The following is a 17,089-nucleotide window of genomic DNA, read 5'->3' as shown; positions in this document are numbered from 1 at the left end:
CATTCACAAATTAAAGGTAGATAACGTGTTACCAACCGAAAAACAGTATGTGCAGTGGCTCGAAAATAAAGACGGAAACGACATTTTCCATAATGCCCGCTGGTTATCGGAAAGCAATCATCTACCGCCTGCGCGTATTGTATTGGTCGATGACAAAACGACCGCAGATGAGGCTTACCGCTTGGCTTGCGAAGGCACGTCACTGCTGTGGCGTGGTGACTTTCATAATGCCAAGCAATTACTACAAGCCCTCGCTCGGCGCATCGAGCGTACCAATGAGCGCTCCGAGCAGCGCAAAATAAAGAAAGCGGCTAATAAATCTGCGGCTGAACCTAATACAGTAAACGCTAATAAAATCCCTAACCTATTTCACCAGCAGCGCCAAATACAAGCTCAACGCTCGCGTATATTAAGCCGTTTGCTACTAGAGCTTGATGCCAATTATGTCAGCCAGCTACGCCGCGCCCCTGATGTCAGTGCGGCCTGCACAGCAGCTTTTGGCCAGTTGGATAAAACGATAGACGAATCATGCGTGCTGTCGTTTCGTGATTTGCAAGGGGCGCTTGGTGCAGCGCAGTGGCGCGAAAAAGGCGTCCCAATTGAAAGCCTAGGTCTATCGATATTCCCGCATTATGGTGTTTTTGCGCCAACACGGCATGAGTATGTACCGCTACTGCTTGATGCACCACTGCCAAAAATTCATGAGGTTGCTTATGATATCGGTACTGGCACTGGTTTACTCGCCGTTATCTTAGCGCAGCGCGGTGTCAAACAGGTGATTGCCACGGATTTAAATCCACGTGCTTTGGCCTGCGCCAGCGAAAACTTTACACGCCTACAACTGGCTAACGTACAGTTGCAGCAAGCAGATTTGTATCCGACTGATGCACCTCTCGCTAATCTGATTGTCTGTAATCCACCTTGGTTACCTGCTAAGCCAAGCTCGCCTTTAGAGTACGCCGTCTATGATGCTAATAGCGAGATGCTGCGTGGATTTTTGCAGGGCGCGAAATCTCACTTAGCTAAGCAAGGTGAGCTCTGGTTGATTCTGTCGGATTTGGCGGAACATCTACAGTTACGTACTCGTGATGAGCTATTGGGTTGGTTTGCAGATAGCGGTTTAAAAGTGAAATACCGTCTCGATACCACACCTAAGCATGGTCGCAGTCAAGACGATACCGATCCTCTTTATGCGGCACGTAGTGCGGAAGTGACCTCGTTATGGTGCTTAGAACCTGCCTAATATTTAATAATTGAGCATTATTTTATGAGCCATCACTTATGAGTCGCGACCGTGCCGTGCAACAGCGCCAACCCAAGGCGCTGGCAGTAGACGACGAACCAACTTATATCACTGAGTTTCGTCAAGCGATGCTGGCGCGTGGTTTAGCAACACGTACGCGTAATGCTTATGTGCGCGATTTGCGCTCTTGCGAGCTGACCAATCCTATCGCCCTGACCCGCTGGCAGCCTGATGACGTGCTGCACTGCTTATCAACCCTTACCCAAGATGGCAAAACCCCACGTACCCAAGCACGCATGCTCTCAAGCTTGCGTCAGTTTTATCTATGGATGATTGCCAGTAATCTACGCGAAGACAATCCTTGCGAGCGTATCAAAAGCCCTAAACTTGGGCGTCCACTACCAAAGGACTTAAGCGAGGGCGATGTTGATAATCTACTCGCTGCACCCGATACCAGCACCGCGCTGGGACTGCGTGATAAAGCCATGCTAGAAGTGCTATACGCCTGTGGTCTACGTGTCAGCGAGTTGATTAATCTGTCACTAGAGCAAGTGAATCTAAACGCTGGCTGGCTACAAATCACAGGGAAAGGCAATAAAACGCGACTGGTACCATTAGGTGAATATGCCAGTGATGCGCTAGAAGATTATCTGACGCATGCTCGTGGTGATTTGATTGCGCATTTGAAATCTGGCAATTGCCAAGCAGTATTTTTGACTGCGCAAGGTGGCTACATGACGCGGCAGAACTTTTGGTATTTGCTCAAAAAATACGCCAAGGTTGCTAGTATCGATAAAGAGTTATCACCGCATACTCTTCGCCATGCCTTTGCTACCCATCTACTCAATCATGGCGCGGACTTACGTAGCGTGCAGCTATTGCTTGGGCATAGTGATTTATCAACGACGCAGATTTATACCCATGTGGCAACGGCGAGATTGCAGAAGTTGCATGCTGAGCATCATCCGCGCGGTTAAAGTCTAAATCAAAGATTTATTGATAATTGTAAAAGGAATAAAACGTGTTGCAAGCTCAGCCATCTACTCTGCCTACCCTAACAAAAGGGCAAAATTCTATCCTTAAAAACCTGACCATCATGGGTTACTTAGAAGGCACTTCTTTTTTATTATTGCTTGGTATCGCCATGCCACTAAAATACATGCTGGGTATTCCTGAAGCAGTGAAATATGTCGGTATGGCGCATGGGGCATTGTTTATTGCCTATATTTTGATGCTGTTGATTGCAACCAGCAAAATAAAAATGCCGCTGTGGGCAATGCCTGCAGGTGTGCTTGGCTCATTTTTGCCATTTGGGCCGTTTGTGTTTGATCATTTGTTAAAGAAGCATTTGCGAGGATAGGATGGAAAAATTTTGGGTATCGGTTGCACTTAGACTTTTGAGGATAATGATTTGATTACGATGACAAGATTGCAGAAGTTGCATGCTGGGCATCATCTAGGGAGTTAAAGTAGTTTCGATCTTTCGTCATGAAGTAAACCAAAACCTATTAATCTAATTCTAATAACACTTTTTGAAACATCAAAGTAACGAGCTAGCTTGCTAACAATATTGTTCGCTATCATTTTGTTTTCGGGCTGGTTATCTAAATAGATCCAGAACACACCTCTTCGTTTTAATCCTGAATTAGAATATATCTTTGAAAATTCTTTTGCTAATTGGTCATTAGGAACCAACAAACAGCTTGCCAAGTAATTTGCTTGAAACTCGAGCTTTGCAACCATAGAGTTATCTAAAACTTCTAGATTATCTAAGTCGCTCTCTTCAAGTGAATCTTTATCCAGATATTGACTGTGTCCTAGTAAGATATGTGAGATTTCATGTGCAAGAGTGAATCTATCTCTTTTTTTGTCATCAACTTCTTTTTTATACATAAAAATTTCATTACTTTTAAAATCAACTCTACCGAGTAGACTCTTCTCATGTACAGATGGAATAACGTTTTGATATAACTTTACGTTATTTAATACCTCGTAAGATAGTAATTCAGATAAGCAAACAGCACCGTCTAAATACGCAATTTTTATCAGTACGTCTTTAGCCATATCTTCTAAAGTATCTTTAGAAAAATATTTTACTTGAGATTTAGTGACTTCGTCTTTCTGTCCAGTGATGTGTTTTAGGTATTCCTTCAGACTACTAAACCATCTATTATGAGCATAAAAGAACCAACTAGAGTTATAGTAGTTTGGTTGGTCGCTATCCACGAATATACCCTCTGAACTAAGAGCTTGATTGATACCATATTTTTCAAAGCTTCTATTTAATATCCATTTCAGCCCATCGCTTTCGTTTATTTTGATGAGTCCTACATTCCTTTCTAATGCTATATTATAAGCTGACTTCGCTAATCTAGAGCTAATCGCCATTATTGGCTTTAAACCATGTGTAAAACTGCCCTCACTAAGATCTCTAACATCTTGTAAAAACTTATTTATTTGATCAACACCAACCGCTTTTTTATAATCTTTACACTCAATAAGTATTAATGATGAATAATTTGGAATATTTTTATCTCTATATATTTCGATAGCAATATCAAACTCTATATCCCCTTTACGAAACCTTGAATAATATTTTTTCTTTTTAAAAACCTTTATATGACTCTCATGACCCATCGATAGGCTGAAACTTTTGATATCCTTCATAAGAAGTGATAATACTTTGTCCTCAAATTTATCGCCTTTTTCTGTCGTATTCATAATAATCTCATAGGCTATATCGTTATAAACTAATCTTACACTACAAGATAGATGTAGGGTGCGCCCAGCGCACCGATTTTAGACGTTTTCTCCATTGAGGTGCGCATGGCACACCTTATCTATAATAACTTGTCCTCTCAACAACAAGCTAAACCTGAATCAAACTAGGTTTTTTAGCCGTGACTGTCGCGGCATCCTGTGCATCTGAGCGGGCTGCGTCACTAGGCTGAGGGTAGTATCGCTGAGTAGGAATGCCATTAGCCAATAGTGACCGCCCCGCTCGGAGGTACAGATACAAGCAGAAGGCGCGATCAGCTCCCACCACAATTTTTACAATGACAACTTCCTACAATACAATTTCATCAATCCATAGCTGCAAACCCGCTCTTTTCTCGTTACAATACGCGTATGATGTGCACGCTGCATAACTGAGCGATGCACCGCCTTTTATTTATCCATTATTCGAGAATCCTATGAGCCATAGACCCCCTGCTGACCTGTTGAAAAGTGCCCAACATTGGCGCGAAGACATTAACTTTCGCCAAGATGTACTGGGCAAGCCGTTTGATTTTTCGACCACGTGGGGTATTTTTTCACCGCAAAAGCTCGATGATGGTAGCTTGATGCTACTCGATTATGTGGATTTTGAAGCGGATGATGACTCAATCGATTTGGGCTGTGGCTATGGCGTGCTTGGCATGACGGCGGCGCGTGAATGTCCAAACGGTCTGCATACGTTGATTGATAAAGACTTTATGGCGGTAGAATATGCGCGCCTAAATTGCGAGAAAAACGGTCTGAAAAATGTCGATGTACATTTATCAAACGGCTTCAATCACGTGGCAAAAGACAAAGACTTTAGCCTCGTGATGTCGAACTTGCCAGCCAAAGTGGGTAAAGAGCAGCATTATCTATATTTCCTCGATGCCTATGCGCGCATGCGTAAAGGTGGCCGCTTTTATGTGGTGACAATCAATGGCCTACGTCAGTTTGTGAAGCGTTCATTTACCGAAGTGTTTGGCAATAGCGACAAAATCAAGCAAGGCAAAACCTATACGATTACGATGGCGACCAAAGACTAGATTTTTGAACATGACACAAATAAAAAGCCTGCTAAAACATATAGTTTTAGCGGGCTCTTCTGTAGCAGATTATATCTCGCTACATCTGTCGCTTAAGCAAATACCCACCCAATATCGCACTGGCAATGATCGGTAGTAGCACCATCAATAACGGCGAAAATCCAGTCGCCAATGAGACAAAGCCAACCAAGTCTTGCACATAACTAAACAGCAAGCCGAACAATAATGCCACCACGATACGCAAGCCCAAGCTATGCGTCCGCAGTGAGCCAAAGACAAAGGAGCAAGCAACGATCACCAACGACAATATCGATAATGGTGATAGCAATTTTTGCCAAAAAGCCAGCTCATGACTCAAAGAGCGCTGACCTTGTTGGCGCATAAACTGACGATGCTCGTATAGCTGGGTCAATGACAGATCTTCGGCTTTTCGGGTGAGCAAATATACTGATTCAGGCGCAAAGGGCAAGCTTAAGGTATCTGACGGCGAGATCGCTTGGCTACTCTCAAAGCCTTGATTAATCATCAGCTTGGTCATGTTATTCAACGCCCACTCGTAACGATACTGCTCGCTCGGCTGGCTACTGACTGTATCCAGAGGTTCGCGACCAATATACTGCCCACCCTCAGCGTGAACAGCCGTTTGTAGATTGCCATTATTGTCTAAATGCCAACGTTTGACCTCGCCGATATTGCCTTGCACATCGGCATAATCGATATACAAAATATCGCTACCATCCGGCTTAGTACGACCAGCTTTTGTATTCTCAAAACGTGGTTGCACTGTCCAATAACCGCGCACTGATGTGACCAACGAAGTGCTGTCTTCATCGTTAATCTCTTTTGCCAATTGATTAGAGTGCGGCAGAATAAACTGATTGATGAGCAAGGCGAGCAGTACAAAAATCAAAGCAGGCTGTAATACCCAGCCAACGATGCGATAGACGCTAACGCCAGCGGCGCGCATGACGACCAACTCGCTTTTATTGGCGAGTAAACCCAAGCCGACCACTGCACCGAGCAATGCACCCGTCGGGATAAACTGCTCTAAAAAATAAGGCGAGCGATAAAAGATATATTTAATCGCCTCACCCATTGTATAGCTATCATCTAACGAATCCAGCTCAGACAAATAAGAAAATACCAGTTGTAATGCCCACAGACCTATAACCGCTCCGACGATTGCTAGCAAAGCATTCAGTTTGACGTAACGGCTAAGGACTTTTAGATTGGCAGGTTTTTTGGCAAACTGAGCATTCGCGTTTTGCGAGTCAGCATTGGGAGATTTAGAGAATAAAGCACTCATGAGGACTGCCCTCCTTGTGAGCCACTGCTTTGATGATCGGCAACTGTTAGAGACCCATTCTCTGGTTTGCGAAAGCGCAATCGGTGCTGCACACGGCTACCCCAATTCATATAAAGTGCCAATACCATAAATCCTAAAATCAGCCAAGCATACGCCCAAACGCTCACACTGCCTTTGCTCACAGCGTTTTTGAGTGAAATGATACCCAGCGCACAGCTGACAAACAATAAAATCGAAGGAAATAGGCGTAACCAACGACCTTGGCGTGGACGTACTTGCGCCAGTGGGACAGCGAGCATCGGCGCGATAATCATCAGCCACGGCAAAGCAAAACGGTAGCCAAGCTCACCCTGTGCCGCACGCAGCGCATTTTCACCACCGAACTGGGCACTGCCAGTTGCCGCTTGCCATAACGGTCCGATTGCTTGGGTTTCGATATTGTCTTCGGTGATCACATCTTGTGAGGATTCCGTCAAGGTAATGCGATAGCGATCAAAGCCGACTTGATTATACTTCAAGCTGCCCGCACCGACCTCGTAACGACGCCCTTGGAATAAATCCAACTGGGTCACGCCCTTGTCACCTGTCTGTACTTGCTCGGCTCTTTTGGCCAAAGTAATGGTGTCTTTACTGATGTTTTTATCGCCCTTGCTTATCAGCGCTTGCGGTACATCTGGAATCGCTAATTGTTCTGCGGTTTCAGGATCAATCGTATTATCGACATCCATAGCAGCCGCTTTGGCGTTGCTACCTTTAGCTTTTGGCTCAGACTGAATAAGTATCACATCTTGTAGCTGTTTTTTGTCATCGCTAAGGCTGCCAACATAAAGATGATAATTGCCACTACTGATAAACTCATTGGGGCGAATCAAATCAAAAGCACTGGTAAAGGCTTGCTGCTGCCAAATAGCTTCAGATGAGCGTACACCCCACGGTTTTCCGACGACTGATAACGCGGCCTCGCCAACGAATAAGACCAGTATCAAGGGAGTCATCAGCCGAGCCAGTTTGCCGCGTGAGACACCACTGGCATTGATAACCGCCATCTCTTGATCGACATATAAGCGCCCAAACACCAGCATTAAAGCAATAAAAAAAGCCAAGGGCAAAATCAGCTCTAAAAAATACGGCAAGTTATAACCAATGATGGTAAATAATAAGCTGATATCTAGATTGCCTTCTGCGGCAATGCCAAAGTAACGTATCAGACGGCCACCAAGCATCATAACCACCAAAAACCCCAATACCAAAGCGGTGGTTGAGGCAACTTGTTGGGTCATGTAGCGGCGTAATATCACAATAGGTACTCTTTAACAGTGGATATGTGGACGGTGTATCGCGTGCTGACTGACAGAGGCAAGCGCAATAGTATGGTGTTACCAGCGTAATGCTACTCAAATGCCTAAACAGACAAACACTTAAATAGATATCAACGTAACGGTGCCACTTATAAGTCAAATGATATAAAGATAAGCGATAAACGTAACCGCTAATGCTAGCATATTTTGATAAAAAATGACTGTGAAATGTGTTTGAAAACATTACCTACACCTTGCTGATAGCGCATTATTGACAGTGAGAGAGAAATATAGCAAATATTGGATGAAGCGGTAACCAAATCCTGAATAAGATTAAATGAACGATGTCTCTTCCACTAAGTTTTTGCTTTATTTATTTTATAAAGGTTTGTTTGTCATTCGTATCACTGAGCGCGTATGACTAATATTAATTGCTAGACTGAGTGACATCGCTAAGTAAAAACAAAAAATATTTTTATATCGATCAATGGAGAATAATAATGAACAAAATCACATCTACACCCTCTACCCTACTTGAACTCGCTGGTGGCGCATTCGATGCGCTTGATTGGTCAAACTGCGCTGTCGTCTTTATTGATTATCAAAACGAATATATCGATGGCGCCATGCCATTAGGTCAAGCAGGCAGCAAAGCAACTGCAAACGCGCGCCTATTGCTGGATAAAGCCCGTAAGCAAGACGTTCCTATCTTTCATATCGCTCATCATGGCGAAGACAATGGCAATGTTTTTGACCCATTGTCTGCTAACGTCGCTATTGTGGACGAGCTAAAACCAATGGATGGCGAAAAAATAATCACCAAAAAGCATCCTAATGCCTTTCATGACACTCAGCTTCAGGCACTTATCTCAGCGACCGGAAAAAAACAGGTTATTTTTGCAGGCTTTATGAGTCATATGTGTGTCAGCTCTAGCGTCAGAGCAGCGTTTGATTTAGGCTTTGATAATTTTGTTTGCCATGATGCCTGTGCCACTCGCGCACTTCCTAGTGCTAAAAGAGAGGGCATCAGCGCTGAAGTGATGCACGATACTGCCATGGCGGCCTTGCAAGATAGATTTGCGGCTTTGGTTGCGACTGACGACTTGGTTAATGGTTAATGTCACTGTCACTGTCACTGTCACTGTGCGTAATCGTCATACATTCGATAGTATGGCGGCTGCCTGCTTTTAGCTTGTTTCCAGCTCGTTTTCAGCCACTAGCAGACTCGTCGTAGAACGTCCCATACGCCTTAGCAAGATAGTGCAGCAAATTTAAACGAAAACATTACCTAATCCTTGCCGACTGCGCAGCGATTCGCTGATATGCTACACTACAATAATAAGCAATTTAAAAATTTAAAAAATAGTGAGGCGACATAAGAGTAGTAAAATGCTGATATTGTCTTCATCACTGATTTGCACTTCTAAATTTATAACTCTAATAAGGATAACTATATGAATATTAAATTATCTCAGCACCTGCCAAAAACTCATACTCAAAAAATTCTAAAAAAAGAAGCTAAAAATAAAGACGAGGCCTGCCTAGTCGTCCTAATCGATGACAAAAAAAACATCCTTGCTCAATCGGTGTTGACAGACTATAGCACTCGTATCGAGCAATTGATCGAAGTCTCGCACTTCAACGGTAAAGCTGGCGAAACGGTAGTTGATTATGCATTAGCGGGTGATAAAAAAACCACTAAGCAAAACCCTATCCAGCTATTATTGGTCGGTGTTGGCAACGTTGATAAGCTCAACAATACGGTCTTGCAAAAAATCACTCAAACCATCTATAGCAGCACACAGAAACGGGTATCCTCTATCACCGTTGCGTTAGGCGACACGCTTGAAGAAAACCAATTTGGTCAGTTTGCCCTCAATCTATTGGCCGCGACCTATCGTTTTGACAAATACAAATCTGAGCAAAGCACACCTGCGCTAACTGATATTTATCTACTAGCTGACGAATCACTACAGCCAGCATTAGAATTCGCAGAGTCAGTATTTGCTGGTCAAAGCTTGACTCGTGATGTGGCTAACGAACCAGGCAACATCTGCTTCCCAGCTTACATGGCAGAAAAAGCCCAAGAGCTAGCAGCAACCTACCCTGACCTATTAACAGTCACCGTACTGGGTGAAGATGAGATGTCAGCGCTGGGCATGAATTGCTTCTTAGCAGTCGCGCAAGGCTCTACTAAAGAAGGCAAGCTGGTACTCATGGAGTATCGCGGTAAGTCAAACTTTAGCGCCGACGCTGATAAATCCACGACTAGCAGTGCCAAAGTTAGTGGCGGCCTAAAAGCCTTGACTGATAAACTACCAACCAAGGCTGCTAACAAAAAAGCCTCTAAAAAGAACGATGACACTGTGCAAGCAGCAAATGATGACGCGCCTATCGTATTAGTCGGTAAAGGCGTCACGTTTGACTCAGGTGGTATCTCAATCAAGCCCGGTGCGGCGATGGATGAGATGAAATTTGATATGGGTGGTTCAGCTTCTGTACTCGGTACGATTAAAGCTTTATGTGAAGCGCGTCTACCGATCAACGTCGTTGGTGCTCTCGCTTGTGCAGAAAACATGCCATCAGGTGATGCCACGCGCCCAGGCGATATCGTAAAAGCCATGAATGGTAAGTCCGTTGAAATATTAAATACCGATGCGGAAGGTCGCTTAGTATTGGCAGATACTTTATGCTACGTACAGCGTTATCAACCAAAAACTATCATCGATGTCGCCACATTGACCGGCGCTTGCGTGGTTGCACTGGGTCATGTCCGCTCGGCTGTCTTTAGTAATGATGAAGATGTCTTATTTGATTTAGAAAATGCCAGCAACCTATCTGGCGATCTCATCTGGCATATGCCGTTGGATGACGAGTATCAAGCACAGATCGACTCGCCTATCGCTGACATGCAAAACATCGGTGGTAAAGGTGCAGGTGCTGTAACTGCTGCATGCTTCTTGTCGCGCTTCGTCGAAGAAGGTCAAGCATGGGCGCATTTAGACATCGCTGGCACGGCATGGAACTCGGGTAAAGATAAAGCCGCGACTGGTCGCCCTGTACCGTTATTTATGCAATACTTAAAAAACAGCGCAGACATGGTTTAGTCAATCAATGACAGTCAATTTATGAAAACTATTTGATGAAAATCACTTTATGAAAACAATTCTATGAAGATCAGTTTTTATGTATTAAGCGACAGTAAAGCCCAAGATTTCTTGGGCTTTATTTGTCAGTTGACCCAAACGGCACTCAATAAAAGCAGCCAATCGCTGCTCATTCTTGTGGGTGATGACGCAGAATTATCATCGACGCTTGATGAGGCGCTATGGGCACAAGAAGCGACAAGCTTTATACCGCATCAACGCCTTTTAACCAACAATACTAAAGGCAATGATCCTGAGATTGATATTAACAAACGATTAGCGCCTGTTCTGCTTGGCGGCTATATGCCAGCAGATTTCAACGGTATCGTTATTAATACAACAACACAGCCCGTCAATGCTTTTATGCAAGCAACCAGCAATGCCCAACCTACCCGTATTCTTGAGCTGATTAAACCTGACGCGACCAGTGTTCAAGAAGGTCGTAATAAGTATAAAGCCTATCAACAATTAGGCTATGAGCTGACGCATTTTAAAGTTTAAGTTGCAGCCTGCGCCCTAACACCTCCTCATTTCTCACGAAAAGCACGATTTCTCATCAGAGAATCCACGTCAATTTTTCTCATATTAAGTCTCTACCTTCACCTGTCCCGCCTATGTCGGTTGGTGGTAAAGGTAGGCTCTTATCCTAAAAAATGCTACCATCCTTCGATTATTTTTCTGTTTTCACTATAAACGTCTTATTTACAGTCGAATTATTTCAAAATGGCGACCAAGCAACCGAGCGTACAATGCGTATTTTAAGCAAGGTTAATGCGGTCATCATTTATAAATAATTTGGAATATTGACTAAATCGAGGATGTATAGATGCGTTCACTAATTGCGATGTACCAGCGTATAGGTCTGGTGCCGCTCATTATTATTGGTTTGATATTAGGCGTACTGATTGGTTGGCTAGCACCAGATACTGGTATAGCACTAGGCTTGTTAGGGACGCTATTTGTGGGTGCACTAAAAGCGGTGGCACCGATACTGGTATTTACTTTGGTCATCGCAGCGATTAGTCAGCATCGTAGCGGCAATGAAGTCTTCGTTAAGCCCGTGCTCATTATGTATATGTTCGGCACTTTTTTGGCCGCCCTGACTGCGGTGGGCGCAAGCTTCTTGTTCCCGACCGAGCTGACGTTGGTGAATGCTACTATCGAGCAAGTACCACCGGCGAACTTAAAAGAGGTGTTGACCAATCTGCTGATGAATTTGGTGGCCAATCCTATCAGCGCCATTGCTGAAGCCAACTATATTGGTATCTTGGCATGGGCAATCATCATTGGCTTTGCGCTACGTCAAGCTAGCGATACGGCTCGTACTGTCGTCGGTGATTTCGCGGATGCCATCTCACAAGTGGTGAAATGGGTCATTGCCTTAGCGCCTTTTGGTATCTTAGGCTTGGTTGCCAATACCGTCGCGGAGACAGGCTTTGGCGCGTTGGCTGGTTATGCGCGTATCTTGATGGTACTGGTCGGTTGTATGCTATTTATCGCCTTGGTCGCCAACCCTATTATTGTGCTTATTAAGACTGGTAAAAACCCTTACCCACTAGTATTCACTTGCCTGCGTGAGTCAGGAATTACAGCTTTCTTTACGCGTAGTTCCGCTGCCAACATTCCCGTCAACATGAACCTTGCGCGTAAACTGGGTCTGCACGAAGATACTTATTCGGTGACGATTCCACTGGGTGCGACCATTAATATGGCAGGCGCGGCGATTACGATCAACGTCTTAACACTTGCAGCGGCGCATACCTTGGGTATCGAAGTGACGTTTGCTTCAGCGCTTCTGCTAAGTTTGGTAGCAACGATTAGTGCTTGCGGTGCGTCTGGTGTCGCTGGTGGTTCGTTACTACTGATTCCATTGGCGGCGAGCTTGTTTAGTATTCCAAACGAAATCGCCATGCAAGTGGTGGCAATTGGCTTTATCATCGGTGTGATACAAGACTCGGCAGAAACAGCACTGAACTCATCGACTGACGTACTATTTACGGCAGCTGCTGATCCAACGTATTCTCGTTAAGCTTTAGTCCGTTATTCATTCTGGCAATAAAAAAGGGTCTGATTGAACTGCCCCCCGAAACTTGGACGGTTTAATTAAAGATAGGACTGAGCTCTGTATTGTACAGGGCTCAGTCCTTTTAGTTTAAGCTGAATTCTTTCATGATTGTAGTAATGCACATACTTATGAATCTGTTGCTCTAACGCCTCAATACTCGATGGCTTTTCAATATAAATAGTCTCACACTTGAGCGTACCGAAGAAGCTCTCCATCAGCGCATTGTCTAAGCAGTTACCTTTTCGGCTCATACTTTGCTGGATGTTATTGGCTTTTAGCGTTGTTGCAAACGGTTTCATCTGATAGTGCCACCCTTGATCTGAATGCAGCGTTAGCTGCTCCTTGAGCCTGCGCTTTAATGATATGCCTTTGAGCGCGCGATCAAGCATCTGTTTCACCAAGTCATATACGGGTCGTCTTGATAATTCATAACTGATGATCTCATTATTAAAGCAATCGAGTATGGGTGACAGATACAGTTTATCATCGCCCACTTTAAACTCAGTAATGTCAGTCAGCCACCTGCGATTTGGCGCTTTTGCTCTAAACCTACGTTTGACCCTATTCTTGGCAATAACGCCGCACTGTCCTTTGTAGGAACGATACTTTTGTCGTCTGATTCTCGCGGTAAGTTTAAGCTCGTTCATAAGCCGTGCGATGAGCTTGTGGTTGTATCTTAGTCCTTCGTTCTTAAGCGTTTGAGTGATTCTACGGTAGCCATACCGACCTTTATGGTGATGATAGACGTCACTGATACGCTGTTTAAGATCGGCATACTTGTCTGTCGCTTGCAGAACACGCAGATGATAGTAAAAGCTGCTCCTTGCTATATCCGCAATGAGTAATAGTAAGCGAGCGGATGCTGATCTCTTAGTCCTTTGACGAGCCTTGCTTTGTCTGGTTGGCTTTCCTCTCTTTGAGCAAGGCATCGAGCTTTTTTAGGTAGGCGTTCTCCGCTTTGAGGTTTTCATTCTCGCGTTTGAGCTCCTCTATACTCTTCTCATGCTCAGGCTTGTCAGTGAGATAAGGGTGCTTCACAGTAGGTCGTCCTTTAGCTTTGGCAGTTAAGCCTAGCATACCATGACGAGCATAGGCGGTGCGCCATACACTAATCAGCGCAGGCGAGCTAATGTTAAACCTCAAAGCGGCTTGCGATTGACTTAAACCTTCACCTGCCATTGTGGTCAGGACTTGAAGCTTGAACTCGCTACTGTAGATGGCTTTGCCAGCTTTAGGTTTGATTGCAAGTATACCGTCTTTTAAATACTGGTTTACCCACTTAAAAACATCTTTATCATTAATATTAAAATGCTTTGCGGTAGCAATGCCTGAATGTCCTTGTTGATAATAGGCTATCACCCTTAGTTTAAAGTCGATGTCATACTTCATAAAATAACCCCCATAAGTTGTGTCCAACTTATGGGGGTCAGTTCAGATAAGGCCCTTTTTTATTGTCTACTATTTACTGCTAATGCGGCTGCTTTGAGTGTTCAATATCCACTTCAATGACGGGTGCTTGCATATCCAGCTGATGTTTTAATTGGCGGAGTTGCTCCACCTCACCTAATAGCTCTAGTATCAAACCAATCGCTGGCACGCTGGCTTCAAAGTCACGACTCAAACGCGATGCGCGGCGCACAATCGTTAGCTGATAGCCAGTAAATTGCTCACGTTCTGGTACGTCATACTCAATGATATTTTCTTCAATCAATTCGATAACCCATTGGCGCTCTTGGCCACAGGCCGATACTAGCTCATCTAAGCTCATGATAATATCGGTAAATTCAGGCGAGTGTTTCATAGCGATTATCCTCGTTTGCTCTTTATTTTATTGTTATCGTATGGTCTTTATCTCTGCTTCGATTTAAGTATTTCTTGGCGGTCATTAACGACTAATATTGGTATTAGAAAAAGCTTGTTTTAGCTGCTCATAAGCTTGGGTAGCGGTTTCGGTACTGATATCAGGGTTGACCATGTTTAAAGTTAAATACAAATCGCCCGCTTGCTTGGCAGGGATGCCCTTACCTTTTAAGCGCAAATTGCTACCGGATTTGCTATTTTTAGGAATCGTCACACCAAGCGTACCTGCTGGTGTCGTGAGGTTGATTTTTTCACCCAACGCGGCTTCCCATGGGGCGATGTTGACGGTTTGATAAACATCAACACCTTCGATACGAATATTGTCTGCATGACGGATTTTCACTTTTAAAAATAAATCACCGTTTTCACCATTACCGCCGCCAGCCGCACCTTGACCTGTCAAACGAATTTGCTTGCCATCAGTGATGCCTTTAGGAATTTTAATTTTGAGGGTTTTATTTTCGTAATCGACACTGCCATTAGGCTGACGAACCGGAACGTTTAATTTAATACTGTAGTCGTCACCGCTATATACCGAAGACAAATCAACGGTAATCTCTGCATGTTGGTCTTGACCTTTGCTATCTTGTGTCCCAAAACCACCACCAAATTGGTCAAAACCACTATTTTGAGAGCGACCACCTGCCTGCCCATTCGCTGAACCACGTGCACCGCGACCAAATGCAGAAAAGATATCATCAAAGCGAAAGCTACCATCGCCAAACGCTTCACCTTCACCAAACTGGTCTTTGATGTCTTCCCAGCGGAAACCACCTTGCCCGCCGCCCGCTGATTGACCACCAAAACCACTAGCGCCACCTTGACCAGCAAACGGATTGTTTAGCATCGCATCGTATTCAGCGCGCTTGTCTTTATCGCGGATGGTCTCATAAGCGTTATTAATTACAGCAATCTTATTGTCAGCGTCTGGATCGTCACTGACATCAGGATGGAATTGACGGACAAGCTTACGGTATTTTTTCTTGATATCGGCGTCTGAGGCGTCTTTTTTGACCCCTAAAATGTCATAGTAATTTTTCTCTGCCATATTGTTTTTCCTTATCGTATTTATTTCTAATAAATTTAGTTAATACATAATATGGGGATAATGAATAAATATTTAATTTTTCGCCTGCGTCATTATATTGGGGTCTGTTGAACATTCAAATGTGGAACTGGCAGTGGCTATTTTTTAGACAATACGCAGTGAAATTTTTGAATGTTCAACAGACCCTGATAGATGTCACGACGATTTTGGCATTATTATTCTTTGACCACTGTTGCCATAATGTCACTTTGGTTGGCATGGTTTTATTACTCAATGCAGATGGCACTTTGTCTGACTGCTCATTCTTAAAATATAGCATATGTTGTTCAAATAATGCCGTCTCCAAAAACTCGATATCGCCAAGCCTAAAAATCTCTCTAGTCACACACATCGCGCCATGGAAACTGCTGAAATGCTCGCCAAACAAAATCATGGCAGCAGCGACTAAAACCATCGCAACTTGTTCAACATACCATTTTTGAGATGAAGATACGCCCTAGAGTAATATTCAATTTGATACACTTTACAAAAATGTAAGAATCTAGCAATTTTTATTTACATCAACTTATGCTCATTTTTTATTAAAAACACAACAGTGTTAAGTTATTTCAATAAATTGATTAAAGATTCAGCCACAGCCGCTATTTTATAAGGGCTAACTACTATAAAAACGTTGCTTAAATCACTGCTAACATCATCTACAACACGATATTTTTTCTTTGGATTTCGTGCTTTATTTTGCACTTTAACGGTCCATTTTCTTAATTTTCGATAAATGAATACGTGACCTCTAGCGTTCTTTTACAGAACGGTAAGGATATGACAAGCTATGTATTGTAAAATGAATATAATGTTTATACTCATAGGGAGTATGAATAATATAGGCAAGCTTATCTGTCTATTTTATAAATCATTTAAAGGTATTAAATGTCTTATTTCATCAAGTCTTTAGTTATCACTTTATCACTACTGCTGACTACCACCGTTTTTGCCGGTAACACCAGCTATTATGGTAATAAGTTTCATGGTAAGCGCACAGCCAGTGGCAGTATCTTCAACATGCACTCCTTGACTGCGGCGCACAGAACGTTGCCATTCGGTACTAAGGTACAAGTGACCAATAGAAAGACAAAGCAGAGCGTGATAGTAAAAATTACGGATAGAGGACCTTTCATCCGAGGACGCATTCTTGATTTATCTAAAGCCGCTGCTGGTAAGATAGACTGTCAACTTTGTACGACCAGTATGAAGATACTCTCTTATGGTGATGGTAGATACCGTAAGGAATAATGTAATGAAAAAGGGAGAGCTAACGCTCTC

General features: G+C 43.6%; 18 protein-coding genes. 9 read left to right on the top strand and 9 right to left on the bottom strand.

Annotation, left to right across the window (positions count from 1 at the left end; genetic code table 11):
• The first annotated feature begins 25 nt into the window (after positions 1 to 25).
• Genes RH96_RS04210 through RH96_RS04200 form a run of 3 tightly spaced genes read left to right on the top strand, consistent with a single transcriptional unit; the run spans position 26 to position 2,603 of the window.
• Positions 26 to 1,243, top strand: a complete 1,218-nt coding sequence (locus RH96_RS04210) for a methyltransferase (protein WP_010197716.1) — start codon at positions 26 to 28, stop codon at positions 1,241 to 1,243.
• A gap of 38 nt (positions 1,244 to 1,281) precedes the next feature.
• The gene (xerD, locus tag RH96_RS04205; protein ID WP_010197715.1) at positions 1,282 to 2,220 is read left to right on the top strand and encodes a site-specific tyrosine recombinase XerD; all 939 of its coding nucleotides are present in this window, start codon (positions 1,282 to 1,284) and stop codon (positions 2,218 to 2,220) included.
• A 44-nt stretch (positions 2,221 to 2,264) separates the two neighbouring features.
• Positions 2,265 to 2,603, top strand: a complete 339-nt coding sequence (locus RH96_RS04200) for a DUF3817 domain-containing protein (protein ID WP_010197714.1) — start codon at positions 2,265 to 2,267, stop codon at positions 2,601 to 2,603.
• 104 nt (positions 2,604 to 2,707) lie between these two features.
• Here RH96_RS04200 and RH96_RS04195 read toward each other — a convergent pair whose 3' ends face one another.
• Entirely contained in the window at positions 2,708 to 3,964 is a 1,257-nt protein-coding gene (locus RH96_RS04195) for an ImmA/IrrE family metallo-endopeptidase (protein ID WP_010197712.1), read from the bottom strand.
• Between the two features lie 473 nt (positions 3,965 to 4,437).
• Here RH96_RS04195 and RH96_RS04190 point away from each other — a divergent pair, with 473 nt between their 5' ends.
• On the top strand, positions 4,438 to 5,046 hold the full coding sequence (locus tag RH96_RS04190; RefSeq protein WP_010197711.1) for a class I SAM-dependent methyltransferase: 609 nt from the start codon (positions 4,438 to 4,440) through the stop codon (positions 5,044 to 5,046).
• Between the two features lie 79 nt (positions 5,047 to 5,125).
• Here the strand turns inward: RH96_RS04190 and lptG are convergent, their stop codons facing one another.
• Complete coding sequence (lptG, locus tag RH96_RS04185) at positions 5,126 to 6,352, bottom strand: LPS export ABC transporter permease LptG (RefSeq protein ID WP_010197710.1); 1,227 nt, start codon at positions 6,350 to 6,352, stop codon at positions 5,126 to 5,128.
• Positions 6,349 to 7,650, bottom strand: coding sequence for an LptF/LptG family permease (locus RH96_RS04180; protein ID WP_010197709.1), 1,302 nt, complete (start codon positions 7,648 to 7,650; stop codon positions 6,349 to 6,351). The genes lptG and RH96_RS04180 overlap by 4 nt, the downstream gene beginning before the upstream one ends.
• A gap of 500 nt (positions 7,651 to 8,150) precedes the next feature.
• Here RH96_RS04180 and RH96_RS04175 point away from each other — a divergent pair, with 500 nt between their 5' ends.
• From RH96_RS04175 to sstT, 4 genes are all read left to right on the top strand, one after another.
• On the top strand, positions 8,151 to 8,768 hold the full coding sequence (locus RH96_RS04175) for a cysteine hydrolase family protein (RefSeq protein ID WP_010197708.1): 618 nt from the start codon (positions 8,151 to 8,153) through the stop codon (positions 8,766 to 8,768).
• A gap of 336 nt (positions 8,769 to 9,104) precedes the next feature.
• Positions 9,105 to 10,757, top strand: coding sequence for a leucyl aminopeptidase (locus RH96_RS04170; protein ID WP_010197707.1), 1,653 nt, complete (start codon positions 9,105 to 9,107; stop codon positions 10,755 to 10,757).
• A 63-nt stretch (positions 10,758 to 10,820) separates the two neighbouring features.
• Positions 10,821 to 11,297, top strand: coding sequence for a DNA polymerase III subunit chi (locus tag RH96_RS04165; RefSeq protein ID WP_010197706.1), 477 nt, complete (start codon positions 10,821 to 10,823; stop codon positions 11,295 to 11,297).
• 325 nt (positions 11,298 to 11,622) lie between these two features.
• On the top strand, positions 11,623 to 12,825 hold the full coding sequence (gene sstT, locus RH96_RS04160) for a serine/threonine transporter SstT (RefSeq protein WP_010197705.1): 1,203 nt from the start codon (positions 11,623 to 11,625) through the stop codon (positions 12,823 to 12,825).
• 74 nt (positions 12,826 to 12,899) lie between these two features.
• Here the strand turns inward: sstT and RH96_RS04155 are convergent, their stop codons facing one another.
• The 6 genes from RH96_RS04155 to RH96_RS15035 all read right to left on the bottom strand — a co-directional run bounded on the left by RH96_RS04155 (position 12,900) and on the right by RH96_RS15035 (position 16,513).
• Entirely contained in the window at positions 12,900 to 13,790 is an 891-nt protein-coding gene (locus RH96_RS04155; protein WP_081501573.1) for an IS3 family transposase, read from the bottom strand.
• A complete protein-coding gene (locus tag RH96_RS04150) occupies positions 13,732 to 14,250 on the bottom strand; it encodes a helix-turn-helix domain-containing protein (protein ID WP_010197689.1) in 519 nt (172 codons plus the stop codon). The genes RH96_RS04155 and RH96_RS04150 overlap by 59 nt, the downstream gene beginning before the upstream one ends.
• Before the next feature lie 79 nt (positions 14,251 to 14,329).
• Positions 14,330 to 14,662, bottom strand: coding sequence for a chaperone modulator CbpM (locus RH96_RS04145; RefSeq protein ID WP_010197687.1), 333 nt, complete (start codon positions 14,660 to 14,662; stop codon positions 14,330 to 14,332).
• A gap of 84 nt (positions 14,663 to 14,746) precedes the next feature.
• Positions 14,747 to 15,769 carry a DnaJ C-terminal domain-containing protein gene (locus RH96_RS04140; RefSeq protein WP_010197682.1) on the bottom strand — a complete coding sequence of 341 codons (1,023 nt, stop codon included), beginning with the start codon at positions 15,767 to 15,769 and terminating at the stop codon, positions 14,747 to 14,749.
• A gap of 175 nt (positions 15,770 to 15,944) precedes the next feature.
• The gene (locus RH96_RS04135) at positions 15,945 to 16,223 is read right to left on the bottom strand and encodes a hypothetical protein (RefSeq protein WP_010197680.1); all 279 of its coding nucleotides are present in this window, start codon (positions 16,221 to 16,223) and stop codon (positions 15,945 to 15,947) included.
• Between the two features lie 149 nt (positions 16,224 to 16,372).
• Complete coding sequence (locus RH96_RS15035; RefSeq protein ID WP_157999879.1) at positions 16,373 to 16,513, bottom strand: hypothetical protein; 141 nt, start codon at positions 16,511 to 16,513, stop codon at positions 16,373 to 16,375.
• 183 nt (positions 16,514 to 16,696) lie between these two features.
• Between RH96_RS15035 and RH96_RS04130 the strand changes: the two genes are divergently transcribed.
• Positions 16,697 to 17,059 carry a septal ring lytic transglycosylase RlpA family protein gene (locus RH96_RS04130; protein ID WP_010197678.1) on the top strand — a complete coding sequence of 121 codons (363 nt, stop codon included), beginning with the start codon at positions 16,697 to 16,699 and terminating at the stop codon, positions 17,057 to 17,059.
• Positions 17,060 to 17,089 lie beyond the last annotated feature (30 nt).

Source organism: Psychrobacter sp. PAMC 21119, from assembly GCF_000247495.1.
GTDB classification, from domain to species: domain Bacteria; phylum Pseudomonadota; class Gammaproteobacteria; order Pseudomonadales; family Moraxellaceae; genus Psychrobacter; species Psychrobacter glaciei.
The sequence above is the reverse complement of the archived record's forward strand: the minus strand, read 5'-3'. Positions and strand labels throughout refer to the sequence as shown.